The 17,000-nt window shown below is 37.0% G+C and carries 16 protein-coding genes and 1 other annotated feature; of the genes, 4 read left to right on the forward strand and 12 right to left on the reverse strand.

All coding sequences use genetic code 11. The features are described from left to right. Positions 1–175: 175 nt before the first annotated feature. Complete coding sequence (locus VK90_RS22645; RefSeq protein ID WP_001206342.1) at positions 176–1,348, reverse strand: acetyl-CoA C-acetyltransferase; 1,173 nt, start codon at positions 1,346–1,348, stop codon at positions 176–178. A 21-nt stretch (positions 1,349–1,369) separates the two neighbouring features. Continuing rightward, positions 1,370–3,751, reverse strand: a complete 2,382-nt coding sequence (locus VK90_RS22650; RefSeq protein ID WP_048375392.1) for a 3-hydroxyacyl-CoA dehydrogenase/enoyl-CoA hydratase family protein — start codon at positions 3,749–3,751, stop codon at positions 1,370–1,372. 237 nt (positions 3,752–3,988) lie between these two features. Here VK90_RS22650 and VK90_RS27730 point away from each other — a divergent pair, with 237 nt between their 5' ends. Both VK90_RS27730 and VK90_RS22655 read left to right on the forward strand, forming a co-directional pair. Beyond that, positions 3,989–4,135, forward strand: a complete 147-nt coding sequence (locus VK90_RS27730; RefSeq protein WP_053081454.1) for a YuzL family protein — start codon at positions 3,989–3,991, stop codon at positions 4,133–4,135. Positions 4,136–4,232: 97 nt separating this feature from the next. After that, positions 4,233–5,072, forward strand: a complete 840-nt coding sequence (locus tag VK90_RS22655; protein WP_048375393.1) for a D-alanyl-D-alanine carboxypeptidase family protein — start codon at positions 4,233–4,235, stop codon at positions 5,070–5,072. A gap of 22 nt (positions 5,073–5,094) precedes the next feature. Here VK90_RS22655 and VK90_RS22660 read toward each other — a convergent pair whose 3' ends face one another. From VK90_RS22660 to VK90_RS22675, 4 genes are all read right to left on the reverse strand, one after another. Further along, a complete protein-coding gene (locus VK90_RS22660; protein ID WP_002174080.1) occupies positions 5,095–6,012 on the reverse strand; it encodes a proline dehydrogenase family protein in 918 nt (305 codons plus the stop codon). Positions 6,013–6,322: 310 nt separating this feature from the next. Further along, a complete protein-coding gene (locus tag VK90_RS22665) occupies positions 6,323–6,568 on the reverse strand; it encodes a YusU family protein (RefSeq protein ID WP_002145027.1) in 246 nt (81 codons plus the stop codon). Between the two features lie 57 nt (positions 6,569–6,625). Beyond that, positions 6,626–6,928, reverse strand: coding sequence for an MTH1187 family thiamine-binding protein (locus VK90_RS22670; protein ID WP_002174081.1), 303 nt, complete (start codon positions 6,926–6,928; stop codon positions 6,626–6,628). Between the two features lie 77 nt (positions 6,929–7,005). Next, complete coding sequence (locus VK90_RS22675) at positions 7,006–9,006, reverse strand: methyl-accepting chemotaxis protein (RefSeq protein ID WP_048375395.1); 2,001 nt, start codon at positions 9,004–9,006, stop codon at positions 7,006–7,008. A 208-nt stretch (positions 9,007–9,214) separates the two neighbouring features. On the opposite strand from VK90_RS22675, the gene VK90_RS22680 reads away from it, so the two are divergent. Continuing rightward, positions 9,215–9,973: a TrmB family transcriptional regulator gene (locus tag VK90_RS22680; RefSeq protein WP_048375397.1), complete on the forward strand. Its 759-nt coding sequence runs from the start codon at positions 9,215–9,217 to the stop codon at positions 9,971–9,973. A gap of 104 nt (positions 9,974–10,077) precedes the next feature. On the opposite strand, the gene VK90_RS22685 is transcribed toward VK90_RS22680, so the two are convergent. From VK90_RS22685 to VK90_RS22710, 6 genes are all read right to left on the reverse strand, one after another. Then, the gene (locus tag VK90_RS22685; protein ID WP_048375398.1) at positions 10,078–10,260 is read right to left on the reverse strand and encodes a hypothetical protein; all 183 of its coding nucleotides are present in this window, start codon (positions 10,258–10,260) and stop codon (positions 10,078–10,080) included. Between the two features lie 69 nt (positions 10,261–10,329). Beyond that, entirely contained in the window at positions 10,330–11,514 is a 1,185-nt protein-coding gene (locus tag VK90_RS22690) for an MFS transporter (RefSeq protein ID WP_048375477.1), read from the reverse strand. A gap of 108 nt (positions 11,515–11,622) precedes the next feature. Further along, positions 11,623–12,936, reverse strand: a complete 1,314-nt coding sequence (locus tag VK90_RS22695) for an APC family permease (protein ID WP_048375400.1) — start codon at positions 12,934–12,936, stop codon at positions 11,623–11,625. 65 nt (positions 12,937–13,001) lie between these two features. Then, positions 13,002–13,238: a binding site (T-box leader), on the reverse strand. Positions 13,239–13,532: 294 nt separating this feature from the next. Further along, positions 13,533–14,498, reverse strand: a complete 966-nt coding sequence (locus VK90_RS22700) for a hypothetical protein (RefSeq protein ID WP_048375401.1) — start codon at positions 14,496–14,498, stop codon at positions 13,533–13,535. A 129-nt stretch (positions 14,499–14,627) separates the two neighbouring features. Continuing rightward, on the reverse strand, positions 14,628–15,410 hold the full coding sequence (locus VK90_RS22705; RefSeq protein ID WP_048375403.1) for a membrane protein insertase YidC: 783 nt from the start codon (positions 15,408–15,410) through the stop codon (positions 14,628–14,630). A 28-nt stretch (positions 15,411–15,438) separates the two neighbouring features. Continuing rightward, a complete protein-coding gene (locus VK90_RS22710; RefSeq protein ID WP_025148284.1) occupies positions 15,439–15,723 on the reverse strand; it encodes a hypothetical protein in 285 nt (94 codons plus the stop codon). Between the two features lie 276 nt (positions 15,724–15,999). On the opposite strand from VK90_RS22710, the gene VK90_RS22715 reads away from it, so the two are divergent. Next, on the forward strand, positions 16,000–16,893 hold the full coding sequence (locus VK90_RS22715; RefSeq protein ID WP_048375405.1) for a YitT family protein: 894 nt from the start codon (positions 16,000–16,002) through the stop codon (positions 16,891–16,893). Positions 16,894–17,000: the final 107 nt, after the last annotated feature.

A 17,000-nucleotide genomic window follows, 5' to 3' on the forward strand; every position in this document is an offset into this window, starting at 1 on the left:
TGCTTCCATTCTTTACTTTAGCGTCCTCTTGTTCTGAGCGAGCCGCCTGCACTTTTTCAATCTAGTTCCGGTGGCTAGAACAGTCGGTCGTTTCATCCCTTCCTGTGAGGCAAAAAGCGCCTCTTCGTCAGGGCTTCCAACGTCCTCTTGTTCTAAGCGAGCCACCTGCACTTTTTTATAGTAATTCAAACACTCCCGCTGCTCCCATTCCGCCACCGATACACATTGTTACGATACCGAATTGTTCGTTGCGGCGTTTCATTTCGTGAATAAGAGATAGTGTTAGTTTCGCTCCTGTACAGCCAAGTGGATGTCCAAGTGCGATTGCACCGCCGTTTACGTTTACTTTTTCTTCATCTAATCCAAGCTCACGAATAACTTGGATAGATTGAGAAGCGAATGCTTCATTTAGTTCGAATAAGCCGATATCGGATAGCTCTAAACCAGCTAGTTTTAACGCTTTCGGAATTGCAGCGATTGGGCCGATTCCCATTACTTCTGGTGGTACTCCAGCTACTGCAAATGAACGGAATTTCGCAAGTGGTTTCATGCCATCGCTCACTGCTTTTTCACGATCCATTAATAGTACAGATGCTGCGCCGTCACTCATTTGTGAAGAGTTACCAGCTGTTACAGAACCGCGAACGTTAAATGCTGGACGTAATTTACCTAAAATGTCTAGCGTCGTCTCTGCTCTTACACCTTCGTCTTGTGCGAAAATGATCGTTTCTTCTTGCAATTTGTTGTTTGATCCAACCGTACGTAACGTTACATCCACAGATACTGTTTCATCAGCAAAGTTCCCTGCAGCTAATGCTTTTGCTGCACGCTGATGACTTCTTACCGCAAATGCATCTTGCTCTTCACGAGAAATTCCATATTTCACAGCAACTTGCTCTGCTGTATGTCCCATACCCATATAATATTCTGGAGCCGCTTCTACAAGGCGACTATTTGGACGAACAACGTGTCCCATCATTGGAACTAAACTCATTGATTCCGCTCCGCCTGATAATACAGCTTCAGAGTGCCCAAGCATAATGCGCTCTGCTCCGTAAGCGATACTTTGTAAACCTGAAGAACAGTAACGGTTAATTGTAATAGCTGGAACATCGTAAGAAAGTCCTGCTAGCCCGCCGATATTACGAGCCATATTTAAACCTTGCTCTGCTTCTGGCATCGCGCAACCGAAAATCAAATCGTCGATTGGTCCTTCATAATTCGCACGCTTTAACGTTTCCTTTACTACTAACGCCCCTAGATCGTCAGGACGAACTGTTTTTAATGAACCCCTCTTTGCTTTTCCAATTGGTGTTCTTGCTCCCGCAACAATGACAGCTTCTCTCATGAACGATATCTCCCCTCGTTATTAGTTACGTAATGGCTTCCCTTTTACAAGCATGTGCTGCATTCTTGCTTGTGATTTCATCTCACTTACTAAGCTAATAAATGCTTCACGTTCTACATCTAATAAATATTGCTCGTCAACTTCTGTTCCGTACGGTACTTTTCCGCCCGCAATGACATATGCAAGTTTCTTCGCAATGTGAAGATCATACTCAGAAATATAACCAGATAAATGCATTGCTTCTGCACCAAGTACAAGCGTTGCATAGCCTGTTTCGCCAACAACTGGTATCTTTTTACGAGTCGGTGCTTTATACCCTGCTTCATATAAAGCAAGCGCTTTTTGTTTCGCATCATATAGTAAGTGATCACCATTCACACTAATACCGTCTTTATCGCCTAAGAAGTTGTTAGATACAGCTTCTTGTGCTGATGTAGAAACTTTCGCCATCGCTACAGATTCAAATACTTTATTCGCAACTTTTTGTAAGTCGAATTCTACACCATTTGCCATTTTGTTTAAGTGTTTAATGTATAGCTCTTTGTTACCGCCTCCGCCAGGGATTAAGCCAACACCTACTTCTACTAAGCCCATATATGTTTCGCTAGAAGCTTGAATGCTCGCTGCTGGTAAACAAACTTCTGTACCGCCGCCAAGCGTCATACCATATGGTGCTGCTACAACTGGCTTAGAAGAGTACTTAATTTTCGTCATTGCATCTTGGAAGTTTTTCACAACCCACTCAATTTCAAAGTAGTTGTCATCTTGTGCTTCCATTAAGATCATTGCAAGGTTCGCACCAACGCAGAAGTTCTTCGATTGGTTTCCGATAACAAGACCTTTATAATTCTTTTCTACTTCATCAACAGCGTAGTTAATCATTTGCGTAATATCCATACCGATTGCATTGCTCTTCGAATGGAATTCTAGGCAAAGGATGCCATCGCCTAAATCAATTAAGCTCGCTCCGCTATTTTTCTTTAACACACCGTTTTTCTCTTTTAATTGTTTAAGAGAGATTGCTTTTTTGTTACGCTCGATTAGCTTATATTCACCATTATCGTAATAGTAGCTATCGCCATTATCATACTTATAGAAAGTAGTAAAACCTTTCTCTAACATTTCTTTCACCCAAGTAGGAACAACCGCGCCGTTTTCTTCCATCTTTTGAACAGATTTTTCAACACCGATTGCATCCCAAATTTCAAATGGTCCTTGCTCCCAGCCGAAGCCCCATTTCATTGCTTGGTCAATTGCAACAATATCGTCAGCAATTTCTTTATGAAGTTTTGCAGAGTATAAAAGAGTTGGTGTGATAATATTCCATAACAACTCTCCTGCGCGATCTTTCGCGTATACAAGCGCTTTCAATTTATTCGCTAATCCTTTTTCTTGCTTACTTAACTCTACGGATGCAGCTTTTAATTTTTTACGCGCTTCGTATTCCATCGTTTCAGGATTTAATTCCAAAATTTCTTTTCCTTGTTTTAAGAAGAAACCTTGACCAGTTTTACTTCCAAGCCACTTTTTATCAAGCATGTCATGCATGAAAGCTGGTACTTTAAATACGTCGCGCTCTTCTTCTTGTACATTTTCATATACGTTATTTGCAACGTGCACAAATGTATCTAAACCAACAACATCTAATGTACGGAACGTTGCGCTCTTCGGACGACCAATTAATGGACCTGTTACAGAATCAACTTCTCCAACGCTATAGCCACGCTTAATCATTTCTTGAAGCGTTACAAGCAAGCCGTACGTACCGATGCGGTTTCCGATAAAGTTTGGTGTGTCTTTTGCGATAACAACGCCTTTTCCAAGAACGTCTTCGCCAAATAATTTCATGAAGCTTAATACTTGTGGATCAGTTTCTTTCGTCGGTATTACCTCTAGAAGTTTTAAATATCGTGGTGGGTTAAAAAAGTGTGTGCCTAGGAAGTGTTTCTGGAAGTCGTCTGAACGACCTTCTGCCATTTTTTCAACGGAAATGCCTGATGTATTTGAGCTCACAATCGAGCCTGGTTTACGAACAGCATCTACTTTTTCAAATAGTTTTTTCTTTATATCTAAGTTTTCAACTACTACTTCAATAATCCAATCTACATCAGCAAGACGCTCAAGATCATCTTCTAAGTTACCTGCTTCAATCAGCGCTAGATTACCTTTCACTGTCAGAGGAGCTGGTTTTTGCTTTACTAGTTTTTGTAGTGCAGTGTTACTAAAACGATTTCTCACACTTTTATGTTCTAATGTAAGTCCCTTCGCTTCTTCTTCTTTCGTAAGCGCCGGTGGTACAATATCAAGCAATAATGTCGGAATACCAATATTAGCTAAGTGTGCCGCAATCCCTGAACCCATTACGCCTGAACCTAGAACAGCAGCCTTTTTAATTTGGAACATCCAATTCTCCCCCTATTCTTGAATGAATGCTCATTCAATTTTTCGACATAAGTCGCAATCAATGAGTGAGCCTCTACTAATAAATATATGACAACGTTTGAATTTTCGCAATATATTTATTGATAAAATTTTCTGAAATAAATACTTTTCTTTCATTTGGCTATGCTATGTATGTGTATTTTCGTTACTCAAATACACTTTTCCTTTTTATAATCTGACGAAACTGGAGGAATATATATGGCAAGAATTAAGAAGAACCCTTCAAAAGCTGGAATTAGTGCAGCAAGCGTAACAGGAAACGCTGGTCCAATTGATCGTGGCGTTGAAAAAGGGCGTCAAGGTAATAACCAACAATATAAGAAGCATAATATGGGCGAAAAATAACGCTATATTTTTGGGCAGAGAACGTGGCATAATGATTAATGGCTGCTTTTTCTGCCCAATTTATTTGTACATACGGAAAACAAAAGAGGGAACGACGATGAAACGAACAATAATTATGATTGTAATGATTGCCACACTATTTACAGGGATGATTTTCTTCTCTTATGCACATAGGCAACAAGTTGTAAGAGCAGATCAACCTGATATTACTGGTCAATATGGGATTACAATCGATGCAGACACAGGGGAAATTTTGTATGGAAAACGTGAAGATGAACGCTCTTATCCGGCTAGTATAGCCAAAATGATGACAACTCTTCTCTTACTAGAGAATGTAAAAGAAGATGAAGAAATTACAATTACAGAACACGCGATTAAAACAGAAAGTCAAAGCGCAAAGATTAAGCTACGCGCAGGTGAAAAATTAAAACGTGATGAAGCATTAAAGCTTATGCTGATCATTAGTGCAGACCCAATCGCTGAATCAATTGCAGAACATATTGCAGGATCAAAAGAAGCGTTTGTGAAAATGATGAATGCTAGAGCGAAGGAACTTGGTACAAAACATGCAACTTTCAAAAACGCAAGCGGTGCTGATGCACTTGGAAATAAAGTATCACCTTATGACATTGCTATTATTACGAAAGAAGCATTAAAATATCCGATTGTTTTAGAATATATGAATTCAACACGCACAACACTGCATACTTCAGAGCGCTCTCCCAAAATTGCAAACTATGGACGAGAAGAACTATATGACGATCCATATGCGATTGGAAGTAAAAGCGGTTTATCTGCACTCGGAAAATATACAGTCGTAACTGTTGATGAAAAAGACGGTAAACGTGTTATTAACGTCGTATTATCTTCTACTCGTACACAGCTATATCCTGATACGAAGAAAATGGCACATTACGCATTTCAACAATTAAAATAACCAAGGAGAATTTTCTCCTTGGTTATTTTTTAATCATACCTTTTAAAACGAATGCAACGTTTGCTGGGCGTTCTGCTAGACGGCGCATGAAATAACCATACCAGTCGTTTCCATAAGGCACGTAAACACGCATTTTATAACCTTCTTTTACTAGCTCAAGTTGACGCTCTGTACGAATACCAAATAACATTTGGAATTCAAATTGATCCCTTGAAATATTGTGTTCTTCGGCAAGTTTTTTCGTATATTCAATAATCGCTTCGTCATGTGAAGCAATTGCAGTGTAATTTCCATTTAATAAGTGCATTTTAATAATTTTTTTATAATTGTCATCTACATCTTTCTTGTCCGGGAACGCTACTTCTTCAGGTTCTTTATAAGCCCCTTTTACAAGACGTAAATTCGGATTATAAGCATTTAAATCTTCAATATCTTTTTCTGTACGATATAAGTACGCTTGAATAACAGTACCGATATTATCGTATTCAGATTTTAATTGTTTAAAGATATCAATTGTTTTTCCGCAACGCGTATAGTCTTCCATATCAATTGTAACAAACACACCATTTTCTTTTGCAGCTTCTAAAATGCGGCGCATATTATTCATTACAATCTCATCAGAGATATCTAATCCCATAGAAGTCATTTTTAAAGAAAGCTGCGAATCAAGACCTTCTCTTCCAATTGCACGAATCGCTTCAATCGATTGGGTAGCCATTTCATTTGCTTCGGCTTCATTATCAACGAATTCACCTAAATAATCGATTGTTACACAAAGACCTTGCTTGTTTAATTGTTGAATTGCCGCTGTCGCTAATTCAATCGTCTCCCCTGCGACGAAGCGACCTGCACCAAAGCGCAAACCGTACTTTTTAGCCAGTTTTGTTAGCGCTTTATTTTTTGACAAGAAAAGAAACGAATTTCGCATTAATTGTTCCATGTAATTCACCCCTATGACTGTACTTTATCTGTTTTTTACCCCTCTTCAAAATTATATCATTCTTTAAAATTATTTGATACAAATAATTATTTAGATAATTTATAAAATACTATAAAAATATTTAAAACCCTATATTCTCGCTTGTAAATATGAAGGAAATATTTTTCGACATTTAGAAAAAACAGGTTTACTAGGCAAAAAATAAGCATACTGAAAATATTCGACATGCTTATAAAACCCTTTATATTCCATGTAAGTTATATAAGGATATTAATAAAGAAAACTTGAGGTAACATTACCTCAAGCTTTCTCACTTCTCATTTCGCTTCTCATCATTTAACTTTTTAATATTCGTAATTAATTGTACCATCTCTTCTTTCGCGTCTGGATACGTCTCATTCCAATGCTTCACTAAAGCTGGCATCGTCTTAGCAATGTAAGAATAAAGTGCCCATTTTTGCACCTGCTCTTTTCGTTCTTCATTACTTTCTCCTAGCAATAGCTCTGTATACTTTTCTAAAAGTCCATCAAATTGCTCATTAAACTTCTCACTCATCTCATTTCCTCCTATATGTAACACTATAAAAAAAGCAGCGAATATCGCTGCTTTTTCTTATAATTTTGATCGAACAGAGTTTAACTTCTTCTCCATCGTGCTTACTTTATCACGACGATCATCGATACGAATTGTTGTCGCAACGCGCTGTGCACCTTTCGTATACGGTACTTCATGCATTTGTTGAATTACTTCTAATAAAACAGGAAGATCTCCTTCAATTACTGTATTCATCGGTGTTAATTGATACTTCACGCGATCAGCATTTTTCTCTAACACTTTTTGTACTTCTGCAACATATTCACTAACACTTGGATTACCTGTTCCTACTGGAATAATCGATACATCAACAATTGCCATCGTAGTCTTCCTCCTATAATTGCTTCTTATATATCCATTGTCTATTTTACCGAAATCCTCATCATTTTACTAATTTGTTATTCCTCTACTTTAAACTGCTCAACTAATCTTTCTAAGTCTCTCATATGCTCTGTCAAACTTTCCATCGTATGAGCTACTTTTTCTAAATGATTCACTTGCGATTCAGTTGCAGCATTTACCTCTTCAGAAACAGCTGCACTTTCTTGACTCGTACCAGCAATTGTTTGCATTACCTCTGTAATTTCTCCCTGCTCGTGACCTATATTATTTACCTCTTCTACAATTTTTTCAACTGAGGTACTAATCGTATTTACAACTGACATAATCGTGCGGAATTCCGTTTCTGCCTCTGTCGTCACTTGATTTTGTATATCCGCAATATCTTTCAATTTACTTACGACTTCTACAACTCGTTTTACTTCTAATTGTACATCATCAATCATCGATGCAATCTCTCCGGTTGCCTCTTTTGATTGTTCAGCTAATTTTCGAACCTCTTCCGCAACAACAGCAAAGCCCTTACCTTGCTCACCTGCACGTGCCGCTTCAATCGAAGCATTTAGAGCAAGTAAATTCGTTTGATCCGAAATACCTTTTATAAGCTCTACAACATTTTGAATCGATCCGACTCTTTGCTCTAACTTACCGGATGCTTCCTCTGTATGAACAACAATCGAAGATGATTCTCCTTTTGTACGAACTAAATTCCGCATCGTATTTAATCCTTGCTTAGATGCCTCTTCTGCTTTGCCAGCCACTCCTTTTATTTCACCAACGGAGCTATTCATTTGTTCCACTGACTGCGCCATATTCTCAAGCTGCGCTGAAACTTCATCTACACTATTAGCAAGAGTAGATGCTCCCCCGCTCACATCATCCATTGCACCTGATACTTCTCTACTAGCTGCTACCGTTTCATTCGTTAAATAATGTAAGTTATTCGTTGATTGTTGCACTGTCGATACACTATTTTTAATTTTACTTACCATTTCATTCATTTGCTCCACCATATGATTAAAGTGAGTCGTAAGCGTACCAACCTCATCTTTACTTGTCACTTTCATTTGCAGTGTTAAATCACCTTCCGCTACTTTATGAACGTGATTCGTTAACAATTGTAACGGTCTTGCTAATCTTCTTGAGAATAAATATGAAGCTAATATTCCAATCAATAAACTTATGCATGCCATTATAATAACTGTATTTCTTGTTTCTACGAGTAAGCTATCAATTGACTCTTTCGGATATACAATCCCAATTTTCCATTTCATCTTATCAAATAACTGACTATAGGCTACTACATCTTTCCCACCTAATGTCGCCACCGCAAATTTCGTTTCATCTTTATGTAAGCTTTTAACGAGTGGTTCTTTTGAAACATCTTTTCCTACTTTTTCTGGATACACAATGGCAATATTTTTATCATTTACAATAAACATTTCTCCGCCATTATTATATTGAATATTATGGAGTAGCTTTTGAATCGTCCCTAATGATACATCCATTGCTACAACCCCTAACACAGAACCATCTTGTCCGACAATGGCTTTTGAAACTCCAATACTTAACTTACCTGTCGCGATTTCATATTGTGGTTGTCCCCAAATAATCGATTTTGTATCTGCTTCTGATGTTTTATACCAAGGACGACTTGTTGGATCATATCCTTCAGGTACTTTTCCTCCGTCAGCAAGATTTGCGCTTAACGTTTTTTTATCTTTCGTCCCAATATATACATCTAAAATATCAGGATGATTCTTTTTAAATCTTGAAAATTCTTTTAAAATAAAACTCTCCTCTTCTGGAGTAACCCCATCTTGTAACATGTTTTGAATATCATCATGACTTCCATAATGGCCCATATCTTCTTCAATCCGCTGCATAAATGCAGTTAACTGCTCTGTTACAAGATCCATCGTATTTTGAGAATACTGATCAAGGGAACGAGTCTCCTTCTCTTTCTGTAACTGATACACAGCTGTACCTAATATTACAAACATCATAGAAATAAGCACCGAAAATACTACCGCAATTTTTAAACGTAAACTTCTTAACATCTTCCCCCAAGCATCCCCTTCTCGATGAAATTTAATCATATTAATCACTATATTAAGTATAATAGATAAATAGGAAAGCTCAATCTATATAGTTTAAAAATTTGAAATTTGTTCTCATTCCAATCAGCTTAGTTATTATCGTAGTACTTGTGTAAAAACAAATAGTTCATTATCCTTAACATATAATCTCATTCGTTCGGAGGGAACTATGTTACAAAAATTCGGTTTCTCACAATATGAAAGCCAAGCTTATGAAGTTGTCGTATCAAGCAATGAACCATTAGATGCAACAACCATTGTTAAACATTCAGGTGTTCCAAAAGCAAAAATATATGAAGTGTTAGCACGCCTAATTGATAAAGGGATGGTAATGGATTCTGTTTCAGAAAAGAAAAAATTGTATACAGCATTACCACTCAAGCTAGCAATTGAAAAGTTAACGACAGAATTCCAATCTAATATTAAAGAACTTGAAAATAATATTTCTAAAAAATCATTTACAGATGACCGTGTTTGGAGTTTAAAAATGCAGTCTTCTATTAAAGTACAAAGTAGGCAACTTGTAGAGGATGCGAAAGAATCCATACGCATCTCCGCATGGAATGATACCCTTTTAGAATATCTTCCTTTACTAGAACAAAAGGCAAAACAAGGTGTCCAGATCGAGGCCCTCATAGTTGGAAAAGTAGAAACAGACTTAGAAAACATACATTTTCTAATCCCAACTGAAGAGCCTAACGCATTAGAGCGCTACTTACTGCTCATCGTTGACGGTCGCGAAATTTTATTTGCTGGTGTAGAACAAGAATCATGGCAAGCGATGAAAACAATGTCGCAGCCTTTCGTGAAATTTTTTACGGAATTCTTCTATCATGACGTTGCACTTGCGAAGATTACAGAGAAGCACCATGATCTCTTTATGGAAGATGAGGAAATTAAGAGTTTGTTGATGAAGTTGAGGTATTAACAAGGGGCGAGCTAACAGTAACTACATAGTTAGCAGAACAACAATTAACAAGTCTCGAATTTGATTTATACTTACTTCAATATATAAAAAAGGAGTCTAGTTATTCACCTAGACTCCTTTTCATTTTGCTCTTTTATCTCCATCAACAGCTCAATGATTTTCTCATTTTGCTCAACTTGTTTCTCAGAATTTTGATAGATGAAACGAACCCATCTAAATAAAAAAATTACAAGAAAGAATGGTACAACAGTAAATAGAAAGCCAATTATCGAAAAGTTTGAATCCATATATCATCACCTCGTTACCTACATCCTTCTACTAAATCCTTTAATTTTTTATAAATAAAAAAGAACCTATCAAACGATAGATTCTTCTTTCCCAAACTGAGTAGAACGCCCTCTCGTAATAGAGAAAATCGCACAAAGCAGTGCCAATATTATAAAACCGCCGCCTACCCACGCATTATTTATAACAGATGATTTCTCAATAACAACTCCGCCTACTGTTGAACCGAGCGCAATACCTAAGTGAAGTGCGGAGTTATTTAAGCCTTGCTGGATACCAGCTGATTCCGGTGCAATTTCAATTAAATAATTTTGCTGTGCGGGTGAAATCGCCCAGCTCAGCATACTCCAAATTCCCATCATAATAATAAATAGTGGGAATGAGAATGTCATCATCGGCAACATGAATATTGCACAGGCAAATACGATAATGACGGAAATAATACTTTTCTTCGATCCCCATTTATCAGCAAGCCATCCACCGAAGCCACCGCCGATTACTGCTGCGATTCCGAAAATAAAGTAAAACACACTAATCCAGTTTGCTTCAACATGCATGACATCTTTTAAGAAAGGTGTTAAATATGCATATAGTGTTAAATGCCCCGTTAAAAATAAAAATGATGTTAACTGTGCACTTACAATTTTTTTATCTTTTAAAGTAGCGATTTGTTCTTTTATTGATAATACTGATGTCGCTGGTACTTTCGTTAAGAACAACGAAATACAAGCAATTGCCATAACAGTTAATATCAAAATTAACACAAATGGTGCACGCCATCCGTATGCATTTCCGAGTACAAGACCGAGCGGTACTCCAAGTACGAGCGAGCCACTAATCCCCATGAAAATGATTCCAATTGCACGCGCACGAAAATGCGGTTCTACTACACTAGATGCAAGTGTTACCGACAGTGCAATAATAAGCGAACCACCAGCTGCACAAATGACCCTTGAGAACATTAACATTCCGTAATTCACACTACATGCTGAAATGATATTTCCAATTAAGAAAATCGATAATGCCCCAATGTATAATGTTTTTCTTTCAAACTTCCCTGTTAATGCTAATAAAACTGGACCTGACAAAGCAAATACTACCGAATATACGGTTATAAGCTGACCAGCCGCGCTAATAGATACCCCTAAATCATTGGCAACTAAATCGAGCGTCCCTCCTATAATTAGCTCAACCGTTCCGACTACGAAAGCCGCGATAGCTAAAATATACACACGAAAATTCAAGACTTTCCCCACACTTTCTTTTAGGTTACTACGGCTATAGTAACCTAAAAGAAAAATGGACGCAAGTATAATTTTTTCACAATAAAAAGGCAGGCGTATTATACGCCTGCCTTTCAATCATTAAACTCCAGTTTCTTTTTTCTTATTTAAGTACCAATATACCGGAAGTCCAGTAAAGACAATTCCAATTGATAAGAAACAGCTTACCGGATCGTTAATAATCGCACTACCAATTACAAAGAGCGAACCTAAAATCGCAACGATCGGTACAATTGGGAATAGCGGTACACTATATGCACGCTCTTTATTCTTATTACGTTTTCGTAAAATGAAGACACCAATAAACGTCATTACATAGAAAATATAAATAATGAATACGGAAATCTCAGATAGCTTATTCGGATCACTAATAATCATTAAAATAATTCCTAAAATGATTTCAGCAGTAATCGCATTTGCTGGTGTTTTGAATCTCGGACTTTCTTTTGCGATAAACTTAGAAAACGGAAGTTGGCCACGCTCTGCCATCGACATCGGAATCCGTGGGAACGTTAAAATCTTTCCATTTAAACAGCCGAAAATAGAAATAATAATACCGATACTAATAATTTTCCCGCCATATTCTCCAAGTAACATGCCCGCAGCTGTCGCTGTTGCGTTTTCTCCAAGGTCTACAATTTTCGCTGCTGGTAATACATTTAATAACGCTAAGTTAATTAATACGTAGGCAGCTGTTACAATTAAAATCCCAACCGTCATTGCTTTCGGTAATAACTTTGTTGGATTCTTCATTTCTCCGCCAATAGAAGCAAGTAAAATCCAGCCATCATAAGCAAATAAAGTTGCTAAAATTGCCATCCCAATACTTTGATTTTCTGATATCGGTACAACTACGTTGAAGATATCACTATTCCCTTTCCAAAAACCTAACACAACAATTAATACAATCGGAATCATCTTCCCAATTGTCGTGATTGTTTGAACGATACCTCCGTATTTTGTTCCCATACTATTTACAACGCCTAGGAACACAACTGTTCCAATTGCGATTGGTAAATTCCATACTTTATCTAAATAGAAAAAATTAATCATTAAAGAACTAAAGTACAAACCTAATGTTCCAATAATAGCTGGTCCATAAACAATCGTTTGCATCCAACCTGATAAATAACCCCAAAAGCTTCCGTAAATCTCCTCTAAATACGTATACAACCCACCATTTTTCGGAATTTGCGCTCCAATTTCGGCTACTGTTAAACCACTTGCTAACGTCAACAAACCACCAATTACCCAAGCAAGAATAGCCATATTAGAACTCCCTGAGTAATCTAATACGCTCCCTGGTTTCATAAACACACCAGACCCAATAATAGTTCCTACTACGATAGAAAGTGCTACTGTTAAACCAATTTTATTTTTCTCATCATGATGCATGCTGCGTATCCTCCTTCCAATTCTAGTGTGATGCAAAAATGAAATAAAAAAACACTCCTCCCTAAAAAAGGGACGAGTGTTATATTCGTGGTTCCACCCTTGTTTCAATTGGTAAAGTTACACACTTCACCAATTTCTCAAGTCTAAATAACGGTTTTTGCCGGCAAGCAATTACTAGGTATCCGTTCACTGCTGCAGTTCAGAGGTGGTAATCAATTTCCCCGTATTAGGAAGCTCACAGCCAAAGGCTTCCCTCTCTGAGAATCGTAAAAAACTGATCATGTCCTCATCATCACTTCTTGATGTCGAATTTTGTAGTTATTGTTCATTATATTGAATTGTTAGAAAAAATCAATATATATTTTATATAACATAAGAAATATTTCTCTCCTTATATTATAACAGAAGATACTACATTTCTCTAATCTGCTCTTCCGTGAACGACATGAGATGGTACATAAAAATATATCGGCGATTTTCAAAACACATCGATTATCCAACAAAAAACGACAATAATAAGAGGAGGCTGTTCCAAAGACAGCCCCCTCGCATATGTACCTTTCGGTTGCCCACACGAAAGATACAACATAGTTCAATTATTTATCTTCGTTTTTCATAAAAAACTTATGATGTGGCAGATCAACATTCAATGCCGCTAGTTGTTTCTTTTCATTTTCTAGAATCGCTTTCGCTTTTTCTTTTGTTGCTGCATCTAAGTTCGCAAAGATGTCTTCATGCTTCTCTTTCTCAGGAAGTTTCACACCTAATTTTGTTAATTCCTCTTTCGCTTGCTCACGAGTTAATTTCCCGGATTTTTCTTGCTCTAAAATTGACTTCGCTTTTGCTTTTGTCGCCTCATCTAATCCTGCAAACATGTCCTTGTGCTTATCCTTCTCCGGGAATTTCACACCTAGTTTTGTCAATTCCTCTTTTGCCTGTTCACGAGTTAATTTCCCGGATTTTTCTTGCTCTAAAATTGACTTCGCTTTTGCTTTTGTTGCTTCATCTAATCCTGCAAACATGTCCTTGTGATTACCCTTCTCTGGGGATTTCACACCTAGCTTTGTCAATTCCTCTTTTGCCTGTTCACGAGTTAGTTTCCCGGATTTTTCTTGTTCTAAAATTGACTTCGCTTTTGCTTTTGTCGCTTCATCTAATCCTGCAAACATGTCCTTGTGATTACCCTTTTCTGGGGATTTCACACCTAGTTTTGTCAATTCCTCTTTTGCCTGTTCACGAGTTAGTTTCCCGGATTTTTCTTGCTCTAAAATTGATTTTGCTTTTTCTTTTGTCGCTTCATCTAATCCCGCAAACATGTCCTTGTGCTTATCCTTCTCCGGGAATTTCACACCTAGTCCCTCTAATTGTTTCTTTGTATCATCCATAATTGTTTTCACTTTTTGTTTCGTTGCCTCATCTAAATTCTTCTTCGCAGTTCCTTTTGTAACTTGCTCAGCTGCTGGGGTATTAGTTGCTGCAAACGCCGGTACACCAACTCCTCCTATAATTCCAAATGATAGAGCACCTGCAATTGCTAAATACCCAACTTTTTTCTTCTTCATAGGAAATTTCCTCCTTCATATTTCTAAAGCATGTACACTTTCGTATACAATGCCAATAGTAATGTTGATTTCTTAAAATTTCCTTAACGACTAAAAAAAAATACACCGCTCATCACGAGCGGCGTATTTCTAAGCTTTTTGTAATTGTAATTCTTCACGTTCCATTACTTTTCTTAATACAATTGTTTGTGTCATTGTAAATAAGTTACCTGTAATCCAATACAACACAAGTCCTGACGGTGCCGCAAATCCCATAAATAAAATCATTGCCGGCATCATAATTTGCTGTATTTTCAGCATTTGTACTTGCTCTCCAGGCGTTATATTAGATTGAAACACCTTCATCTGGATAAATGTTGTGAACGCTGCAATAATCGGTAATATATGATATGGATCTGCATGTCCTAAGTTCACCCATAAAAACGAAGATGTACGAATCTCTTCAGTTCGGCTAATCGCATAATACAAAGCAGAGAAAATTGGCATTTGTATAAAGATTGGCCAGCACCCAGCTAACGGATTCCAACCGCCTGATTTCATTAGTTCTGACATTTCTTTTTGATACTGCTTTTGTTTTTCAAGATCTTTGCTTACATCACCGTATTTTTTCTTTAGCTTCTGCAATTCAGGTTGCATTTTTTTCATTTTTGCTTGACTGCGATATTGTGAAACAGCTAATGGAATCATTGCTGAACGAATAACGAGCGTCATGACAATGATAGCAATCCCGAAGCTAGCCCCAGGTATATGATGAGCAACAAATTGAATCATAAACGAGATTGGATATACAAAATAATGGTTCCAAATCCCCGTACTATGTGAATCAATTGTGCCTGCATTACTGCAGCCAGATAAAACAAAAACAAGTAATAATGATAAACTAATGAGCGCAGCTCGGTATGATTTTAACATGTTCATTCCTCCAATGTTTCGTAATTAATTAGCGAAACATTGGTGTATACGGACCTACCTCGTCACTCTCTCCACTCGATTCTTGTCTGCGAACAGAACGAATCATTCCATATTTATAAAAAATAGAAAACAGCGGTACATTTCCTATACCTTCTTCACATGTATCAACTAGTTTAAAAGCTCTCTGTCTACCACTCGATGCTTGCTGGCGTACGAAACGAGAAACGTTAGCAAGAAAAAAGACTTCTAATAAACAAAGTGCCGTCGTTACAAACGATATATATAGAATTGCATCCTGCAATAAAAATTCCATCGCTTCACATCCTTAATAAAGTCATTTTAGCACATTCAACAAACATTCTCTATTTCCTTTTATTTTCAAAAAAGAATTTTGCATATTTTCTCAAAAAAACTATGCTAGAAAATCAATGTATTCGCTTTCTTTAGTATATTCACACACATCTTTGAATAGGTTTAATTTATTAGAAATTTATAAAATTTTTGCATTATAATAAAACTATTGCCAGTTTTTGAAAAAAGCTTTATTCTCTTCTTGTAATCAAAAATGAATATGGAGATGAAACATACTATGGGTCAACTAGGAGACGCCGATTACGTTCCCGACACCGCCTTTTTATCCTTCCCAGCAGCTAAAACATTTCACCTAGAATTTATAATACAGTTGATTGTTATTTTTATAGCTTCTATTTTGTATGCAATTTCTATGAATATGTTTTTTATCCCGCATAATATGATTAGCGGTGGATTCGCTGGCGTAGGGATGATTATCGGTTATTTAATGCACTACAATATCGGTGCACTTATCTTTTTACTAAACATTCCTCTTCTTATTTTAAGTTACTTTTACTTAGGAAAGAAGACAACCTTTTTAACAGCATACTTTGTAGCTATATCATCTTTAGCGATGAATATTATCCCGGTACATCAAGTTTCAGACGATATTTTATTATCTTCTGTATTCGGTGGTGTCATCTGCGGCGCGTCCTCAGGAATTATATTCCGATTTGCTTCTTCAACAGGTGGTTTTGATGTTGTTGGATTGATTGTAGCGAAACATCGCGATGTTTCAATTGGAGCAATCATCTTTGGATTCAACTTAATTTTACTTGTTGCAGCAGGATTTATTTTCGGATGGGATATTACACTTTATACGTTAATTAGCCGGTTTGTAGTCAGCAAAGTAATTGATGCTGTGCATACGAAACATATTAAATTAACGATAATGACAGTTACAGAAAAAGGCGAGGAAATAAAAAGCGCACTACTACATCGCGGCATACGTGGCGTAACAATGGTAGATGCTGTCGGCGGCTATACAAACCATAAGAAAAAAATGATTTACACTGTCGTAACTCGCTACGAGTTAGGCGAAATGAAACGTATCATTCGCCAAGTAGACAATCGAGCATTTATGAATATTACTGAAACCGTTGAAATTGTTGGACGTTTCAAACGTATATAAAAAGGCGCAAGGAACTACAATTCCTTGCGCTTTTTATTTTTTACACTTGTTACAAAATCAGATAATTCTATTATTATGCGCTCAAATATGTTATAATACAAAAAAGC

The organism is Bacillus sp. LK2 (genome assembly GCF_001043575.1).
Taxonomy (GTDB): Bacteria; Bacillota; Bacilli; order Bacillales; family Bacillaceae_G; genus Bacillus_A; species Bacillus_A paramycoides.